Origin of the sequence: Binatus sp. (SeqCode), assembly GCF_035272065.1 — a bacterium.
Lineage (GTDB): Bacteria > Desulfobacterota > Binatia > Binatales > Binataceae > Binatus.
This window is the reverse complement of record NZ_DATEQZ010000062.1, coordinates 1-5,856: the sequence shown is the minus strand read 5'-3', so window position 1 is coordinate 5,856 and position 5,856 is coordinate 1. Positions and strand designations below refer to the sequence as shown.

Genomic DNA, 5,856 nt, shown 5'->3' with positions numbered 1-5,856 from the left:
CTATGACTATCGGTATCGAGCAGTTCCGCGACCTGCACGAACTGCGTCTGGACCGGATGCTGTCGCAGCCCTTCCGGGGCCGGGTCGGTGACTACCCAATCAGTCACACGGGCCTAGATGCCGAAAGCCTCACCAAGGCTTCCCGGTAAATCGCCAGTTCAAACAAGCTGCCATCAGTCATTCGCGTTCCTTTCTCCTGAACAAAAAAACGTTTCACGTGAAACGTTTTCGCTCAAACCCCAGCGAGTAGCCTCGTTTCTCTCCCATTCTCGGAAGTTAGCCGTAATTGCGCACGCGCGGCTGACTTCGGCGGCGCGATGCGCGACAATAGCCGCGATGTCCAAAAAGAAGGACAACAATCCCTCGCGGGGCGAGCTCGTTCGCCTGACGGCGCGGTGCAAGGCTGCGGGTTGAGCCGGTAAGCTCGGTCCGGCGGACCTTTCCGCAGTCCTCGCGCGGCTCGATTTGCCGAGCCATCCTGATTTGCTCGTCGGAATCTCCACGGGCGACGACGCCGGAGTGTTCCGTCTGTCCGACGACCTCGCGATCGTCAACACCGTCGATTTTTTCACGCCGGTGGTGGACGATCCTTTCACCTACGGACAAATCTCCGCCGCCAACGCGCTGTCCGACGTCTATGCGATGGGCGGAGTGCCGCGTACCGCGCTCAACATCGTGTGCTGGCCGCAAACCGGATTGCCCGGCGAGATGCTCGCCGAAATTCTGCGCGGGGCGGCAGACAAGGCGCGCGAGGCCGGCGTCGTAATCGTCGGCGGCCACACTGTCGCCGACGAGGAAGTGAAATTCGGAATGGCTATTACTGGTGTGATCGATCCGCGGCGAATCGTGCGGAACGTCGGCGCGCAGGTCGGCGACACGCTGGTGCTGACCAAGGCGCTCGGCACGGGAATCCTGATGACCGCGTTCAAGCGCGACGCACTCGGCGACGACGCTTACCAGGCCGCCGTCCGCTCGATGACGCAGCTCAACGCCGTGGCCGCATCCGCGATGCTGAAGTACGACGTTCACGCCGCCACCGACGTCACGGGCTTTGGCCTCGTCGGTCATGCGCTCAAGATGGCCGAGGGCAGCGGCGTTACGTTCGTGTTCGAGGAATCCGACCTGCCGCTCCTGCCGGGAGTGCTCGAGCAATGCCGCGCCCGAATGATTCCCGGCGGCGGCGAGCGCAATCGCGAGTACTACGCGCCGAGCGTCCGCATCTCCGACGAAGTTTCCGAAGAGATCGCGACGATTGCCTTCGACCCCCAGACCTCGGGCGGATTGCTGATCGCGATTCCCGACAAGCAATCGCTCGAGCTGCTTGCGGAGCTTCAGAGCAGCGGGCATCGCGAGGCCGCGATCGTCGGCCGTGTCGTCGCTCGTCGCGAACACCCGATCGAATTGGTCTGAGTCCACTACTCCCGGAGGCCCCAATGGATTTCTTCGAAGTCGTCACCTCAACGCCCACGATGCGCCGTTTCGTTGGCCGCCCGATCCCGGAGGCGGAGCTGGTGAAAATATTCGAGACCGCGAACATGGCGCCGTCGGGCTCCAACGCGCAGCCGTGGGAGTTCGTCGTCGTGCGCAATTCGAACGCGCGCCGCGAAATCCAGAAGCTGTACGAGGCGGTATGGGGGCCGTACAAGGACAGCGCGATCATCCGCGGCCGCACGTCGTTGTCGCCGCGCGCGGTCAAGGCGATCAAGACCGGCGACGAGTTCGCCGCGCAGCTCGCGATCGTGCCGGTCCATGTCGTGGTTTTTCTCGATCGGCCCAAGATGCGCGTCGAGCGCGGCACACCAGCTGACCTTTTCAATTTCGGCGCGACGTACGGATCGATCTTCCCCGCAATCGAACTGCTGATGCTCGCGGCGCGCGCGCTTGGAATCGGCACCGCGATGACCACGATGCTCACAAGCAAAGAGTCTGAGACCAAGGCGCTTCTTGGTGTGCCGGAGGAGTATCAGCTAATCGCGTTGGTGCCGATGGGATATCCGGCCGACGGTTTCAAGCGTCCGCTGCGCAAGCCGGTGTTCCCGAGAATTCATGACGGCCGCTGGGATCGTGCGTGGGCGCGAGGCGGTTGATCCTTCTTCGCCTCACCCGTTCGTCGGGAGAGGCCGACGTTCGTCTTCGAGCGGCGGGTGGGACCAAGTCTTCTGAAATTCTTTCGATCCGAAGCCGCGACGCGCAGCATGAGCCCTTGTGGGGCGAGGTTGATTCGCAGAACCCTCACCTAAACCTCTCCCCTGAAATAACGGGCGAGGGATCAGAGGCCTGCGTCGGTCACGGACGGAACAGCGTCACTCATCTCGCCGTCACTATCACGAGCGAGGATGCACGGCACGACTGTTCGCACACAGTCGTGCGCCGTGTCATCGGCAGTCGAAAGTGACCCCCCTTTCCCCGGAAATCCCCGCGCGCCCTAGCCCTTGTTGACGTTTGAGGCTTGCAAGCCCTTGGGGCCTTGCGCAACCTCGAACTCAACGCGCTCGCCCTGTTCGAGCGAGCGGAAACCCGCCCCATCGATGGCGCTGTAGTGGACGAACACTTCCTGCCCGTCCTCCATCGTGATGAAGCCGTAGCCCTTTTTCGGGCTGAACCACTTGACCGTCCCGTTAGCCATTTTCCCCCATACCTCCTGAAGGGAACCCGGCCGGAGCACCCACTCGCGGCCTGCTCCCGCCGGCGACGCCGCTTCCCCAAGCAGCGCGCGTAACGGCGGGCATATAGCACAAGACGAGGCGCTTACCAAATGGGTAAAACTCGCGAAACCGCGCCGTAATATGTTTGGCGATCGAGAAGGAGGCGATGCAGCGGCTAATATTGCCAGCGCCGAATTGGACGGGCGTGTATGTGGCAGTGGTCGGGAATCTGGCGCATTACGTCGTCGATGCCGAATTTGTCGGCACCGTACTTCGCGCGCGCGATCAGCGAAAGCGCCTCGATCATGAATGCGCGCTCATCGTCGGTGGGCAGCGTGCGATGGTCTCCCAGCACGGCCATGGGAGTGTCGCAGGAATCGCAATCCAGGATTGAAAATTTGAACGGATGAACGAAGTCGGCGTAGCGCTGGGTGTAATCACGCAGCTCGCACAGTTCGCATTTCGGCATCGCGACTAAGCCACCCCGGATTTGCGCGCAACCGGACGCATCGCGAGCCATGGACGGCTCGCGATACGTCGAGGCTCAAATTCCTACTTCGGAGACGCGGCCGCCGCGGGCGCTGCCATCGCGGGCGAAGGAGCACCCATCGCGGACGAAGGCGCAGCCATTGCGGGCGCCATCGGGGCTTCTTTGCCGCTCTTGGCATACGGCGACGACTTGGTCGCGGCCTTGGCGGCTTCCTTCGCGTGCCGCTTACAGCGATAGACGCTGGAGGTCGAGATGTTCAGGTCCTTGGCGATTTCCTTGGCATGCTTGCCGCTGTTGACCTCGTTCATCACGGCGTCGCAATCGACCTTGGCGGCATAGGCGGGCCGGGCGGTGGCCGTGAACGCGACGGTTGTCAGTAGCATGGCCGAGGCCGCCGCAAGCGCAAATTTCTTCATCGACATTTTCTTCCCCGTTCAAGTTAGGGTTGTTTGGAGCGATGCACAGTATTTCAAAATACACGCGTCATCAAAAGAGGCGCGCAAAGCTCTCCCAGAAGCTTATGGCTTCGGCTTGGCAAAGCCTGGAAAGGACGGTTGGCGTTTCTCCTGCAAGGCGGCGACGCCCTCTTTAAGATCGTCGCTGAAAAATCCCATCATCTCCATCGCTAGCGATGCGTCGAAGGCCGGGCCCGCCACGCGCAGCCAGTTGTTGAGCGAGCGTTTGGTGAATCGCACTGCCTGCTGCGGGCCGCGCGCGAGCTTGCGCGCGACTTCCATCGCCTTGCCCATCAGCTTGTCGGCGGGGACGCACAGGCTCACCAGCCCGATGCGCTCGGCCTCTTTGCCGTCGATGAAATCCGCGGTCATCAGGTAGTACTTGGCCTTGGCCATGCCGCATAGCAATGGCCATACGATCACCGCGTGATCGCCGGCCGCGACGCCGAGCCGCAAGTGTCCGTCCGTGATGCGCATCGACTCGGACGCGATGCTGATGTCCGCCATGAACGCGACCGCCAGGCCCGCGCCGACAGCGACGCCGTTGATCGCCGAGATGATCGGCTTGTCGAGATTGATCATGTTGTAGACGATGTCGCCGGCTTCCTTCCACGCCTTGCCGACGTCGAACGCGCTCGACGCCATCGCCTGGATCATCTCGAGGTCGCCACCGGCAGAGAACGCACGCCCGGCGCCGGTCACCACGATGACGTTGGTTTCGACGTCGTCGGCGATGTCAAGCCACACGCGGCTCAACTCCCAATGCAGGCGGTTGTTGGTGGCGTTGAGCACCTCGGGACGGTTGATCGTGATGAGCAGAATACCGTCGCCCTCACGCTCGAACAGGAGATGCTGGTACTCGCTATACTTCATCGTTTCACCGTCCACCCGCACAGCGGTACGCCTGGGCGGATTGCCGCTTAGCCTTTGTAAATGTCGATGACCTTGCCGAGCAGTGCGATTGCTTCGGGTTTCGGGCGCTGAAAACTATTGCGGCCGATAATCGAGCCGTAGCCGCCGCCCGCCTGAATCCCGCGGACGGTGTTCAGCAGCGATTCGTCGGTCTCCTTCGCGCCGCCCGAGAAAATGACGATTCGCCGGCCGGCGAATGCGGCCTGCATCACGTGCTGAATGCGCGCCGAGAGCGGTTCGAGCGGAATTTTTTGGGAGTCGTAAACTTTCTTCGCATCGGCTTGTTCGATGAACGCGGTCGGCGGCTTGACCTTGATGATATTGGCGCCGAGTTGCGACGCGATTTGCGCTGCGTACGCGACCACGTCGAGCGCGGTCTCGCCCTGCTTGCTGATGCCGGAGCCGCGCGGGTAAGACCAGATGACGAGCGGCAGGCCGTTGGCCTTGGCTTCTTCGCCAATCGCGCGCGCCTCCTGGTACATCGACTTTTCCTGCGTCGAGCCTGGGTAGATCGTCAGACCAACCGCGGCGGCGCCGAGCCTCAGAGCGTCCTTGACGCTGGCGGTCATCGAGGGCGCGGGATCTTTTTCGTCGTTGAGAACGTCGTGGTTATTAACTTTCAGGATGAGCGGAATCTCGCCAGCATACTCGGCGACTCCCGCTTCGAGGAGTCCGAGCGGCGCCGCGAACGCGTTGCATCCCGCGTCGATGGCGAGCTGAAAGTGATAGCGCGGGTCGTACGCAGGTGGATTGATCGCGAAGCTTCGCGCGGGCCCATGCTCGAAGCCTTGGTCCACGGGCAGAATGACGAATTTGCCGGTGCCGGCGAGTTTGCCGTTGTTGAGCATCCGCGACAGGTTGTTGCGCACGCTGCCGTTATCGGAATCGTAGTAGCTGAGAATCTCACGAACGCGCTTGGTCATATGCCTCCGCCTCCCGTCGGGAGTGTCCCCTGCGCAGTTTGCACTCCTATATCACAACATCGCCGCCGCGCAGTGAGCCGCGCCCAGCAGTCCGGCGGCTGGATTCAGCGATACGCGGACTTCGATCCGCTTCAGGATCTCGTTGAGCCTGCCCTTGGCCAAGAATCCCCGCATGAACGCACCACCGGTCAGCATCGGCAAAATTTTCGGCGCGATGCCTCCACCGAGAAAGACACCGCCCAGCGCCAGGACTTTTAGCGCGAGGTTGGCGGCCTCCGAACCGTAAATATCGCAAAACATGGTGAGCGCGCGAACGCAAACGGGGTCGCGCCCCGCCAGTGCCGCCTCGCTAACCACGGCTGACGCATCGCCGGCGGCGATTTGCGCCGTCAGCCATACGGGCTCTTCGACGCGGCTCTCGCGCCTTAGAA

Annotated in this window: 8 protein-coding genes; 2 read left to right on the top strand and 6 right to left on the bottom strand. The window is 62.3% G+C overall.

Annotation, left to right across the window (positions count from 1 at the left end):
- Positions 1–336: 336 nt before the first annotated feature.
- Positions 337–1,410 carry a selenide, water dikinase SelD gene (selD, locus tag VJX68_RS12355; RefSeq protein ID WP_324096002.1) on the top strand — a complete coding sequence of 358 codons (1,074 nt, stop codon included), beginning with the start codon at positions 337–339 and terminating at the stop codon, positions 1,408–1,410.
- Between the two features lie 23 nt (positions 1,411–1,433).
- On the top strand, positions 1,434–2,087 hold the full coding sequence (locus tag VJX68_RS12350) for a nitroreductase family protein (RefSeq protein ID WP_324096001.1): 654 nt from the start codon (positions 1,434–1,436) through the stop codon (positions 2,085–2,087).
- Positions 2,088–2,425: 338 nt separating this feature from the next.
- On the opposite strand, the gene VJX68_RS12345 is transcribed toward VJX68_RS12350, so the two are convergent.
- The 6 genes from VJX68_RS12345 to VJX68_RS12320 all read right to left on the bottom strand — a co-directional run.
- Positions 2,426–2,626, bottom strand: coding sequence for a cold-shock protein (locus tag VJX68_RS12345; protein ID WP_304823854.1), 201 nt, complete (start codon positions 2,624–2,626; stop codon positions 2,426–2,428).
- Positions 2,627–2,820: 194 nt separating this feature from the next.
- A complete protein-coding gene (locus tag VJX68_RS12340) occupies positions 2,821–3,114 on the bottom strand; it encodes a hypothetical protein (protein ID WP_324096000.1) in 294 nt (97 codons plus the stop codon).
- 83 nt (positions 3,115–3,197) lie between these two features.
- On the bottom strand, positions 3,198–3,551 hold the full coding sequence (locus VJX68_RS12335; RefSeq protein ID WP_324095999.1) for a hypothetical protein: 354 nt from the start codon (positions 3,549–3,551) through the stop codon (positions 3,198–3,200).
- A gap of 102 nt (positions 3,552–3,653) precedes the next feature.
- A complete protein-coding gene (locus VJX68_RS12330; RefSeq protein WP_324095998.1) occupies positions 3,654–4,463 on the bottom strand; it encodes an enoyl-CoA hydratase/isomerase family protein in 810 nt (269 codons plus the stop codon).
- A gap of 47 nt (positions 4,464–4,510) precedes the next feature.
- Positions 4,511–5,425, bottom strand: a complete 915-nt coding sequence (locus VJX68_RS12325; protein WP_324095997.1) for a class I fructose-bisphosphate aldolase — start codon at positions 5,423–5,425, stop codon at positions 4,511–4,513.
- Positions 5,426–5,476: 51 nt separating this feature from the next.
- Positions 5,477–5,856 (bottom strand): glucokinase (locus VJX68_RS12320; RefSeq protein ID WP_324095996.1); only part of this gene is annotated, 380 nt, incomplete at its 5' end.